Annotated in this window: 2 protein-coding genes; both read right to left on the bottom strand. The window is 73.5% G+C overall.

What is annotated here, in order from left to right; translation table 11 throughout:
• Positions 1-270: 270 nt before the first annotated feature.
• Entirely contained in the window at positions 271-1,095 is an 825-nt protein-coding gene (gene pyrF, locus QH283_RS25505) for an orotidine-5'-phosphate decarboxylase (protein WP_280505476.1), read from the bottom strand.
• A 43-nt stretch (positions 1,096-1,138) separates the two neighbouring features.
• On the bottom strand, positions 1,139-1,417 hold a 279-nt coding region (locus QH283_RS25500; RefSeq protein WP_280505475.1), incomplete at its 5' end, for a hypothetical protein.

Below are 1,417 nucleotides of genomic sequence, written 5' to 3'. Positions count from 1 at the left end.
TTTATTTCCCCCCGCGGGCCGCCCACTTCCCCCGCGGGCCCCACCCAACAAATGCCCCATCCGGGGGCCTACCGCCCCCACCCCCGGGCCATCGCCCGCCGGGGGTTCCGTCGATCGGGTCGCGGGCGGCGGCCGGTCGCGCCCGAGGGACCGGACGCGGCCGCGGGGTCACGGGAGCACGTCCGCACGCCGAAACCGCTGTAGCGAGGCTTCCAGCGGCCTGTAAGGGCCCTCCGGTACCCATTCGGGGTCCGCCTCAAACCTCGCGGATCACGGTCGGAGGAAGGCGAATTCGGTTTGCAGGGCGTCCAGTTTCGCGCGCAGCGCGGATACCGAGGGGCCTTCGCGCAGGACCTCGCGGGAGACGTTGGGCACCACGGCCCGCAGCATCGCCTCCGGCACCAGGGCCCGCACCGACTCCGCTCCCCCGCCCTGCGCGCCGACACCGGGCATGAGAATCGGCCCGTTGAGCGCGGACAAGTCGGGGGCCGCGGCCAGCGTGGCGCCGACGACGACGCCCACCGATCCGAACTCGGCGCCGGCGTTGGCGCCCGCCACCTCGTCGACCATCGTCTGCGCGACGGTCCGGCCGCCCGCGGCGGTCGCGGTCTGGACCTGGGCGCCCTCCGGGTTGGAGGTGGCCGCGAGCACGAACACCCCGCGGCCGTTGGCCCGCGCCAGGTCGAGCGCGGGCGACAGCGAACCGAAGCCCAGGTACGGCGAGACCGTGACCGCGTCCGAGCCGAGCGGCCCATCGCCCAGCCAGGTCCGCGCGTAGGCGTCCATGGTTGACCCGATGTCGCCGCGCTTGGCGTCGGCCAGCACGAGGGTGCCCGAACCGCGGAGCACCTCGACGGCGCGTTCCAGCACCGCGATGCCGGCCGAGCCGTAGGCCTCGAAGAACGCGACCTGCGGCTTGACCAGGGCCACCGTGCCGTCGAAGGCCTCGACGCAGATCTCGGCGAACCGCTCCAGCCCCTCGGCGTCCTCGGGTAGATCCCACTCCCGCAGCAGGTGCGGGTGCGGGTCGATCCCGACACACAGCGGGCCGAACCGGTCCATCGCCTCGCGTAATCGCGGGCCGAAGCCGCTCATCGGGGTCCTCCCACGTGTTCTCCCTGTCCGTCCGGCCGGGCGCTCACCCGCGCAGCACCGAATGCAGCTCCTGCAGCGAGCGCACCCCGATGCCGCCGTTGATGCCTGCCTCGATGCCCTGCACCGCGGCCGCGGCGCCCTGCACGGTGGTGATGCAGGGGATGTTCGCGCCCACCGCGGCGGTGCGGATCTCGTAGCCGTCCACGCGCGGGCCGGAGTTGCCGTACGGGGTGTTGAACACCATGTCGACCTCGCCGTCGCGGATCTGCTCCACGATGGTCGGCTCGTCGGCCGGACCCGGCTCGGAGTGCTTGCGCACCCG

It is taken from the genome of Nocardia farcinica, from assembly GCF_029867845.1.
GTDB classification, from domain to species: domain Bacteria; phylum Actinomycetota; class Actinomycetes; order Mycobacteriales; family Mycobacteriaceae; genus Nocardia; species Nocardia farcinica_A.
Note: the sequence above shows the minus strand (reverse complement) of the source record. Positions and strands in the feature narration are given on the sequence as shown.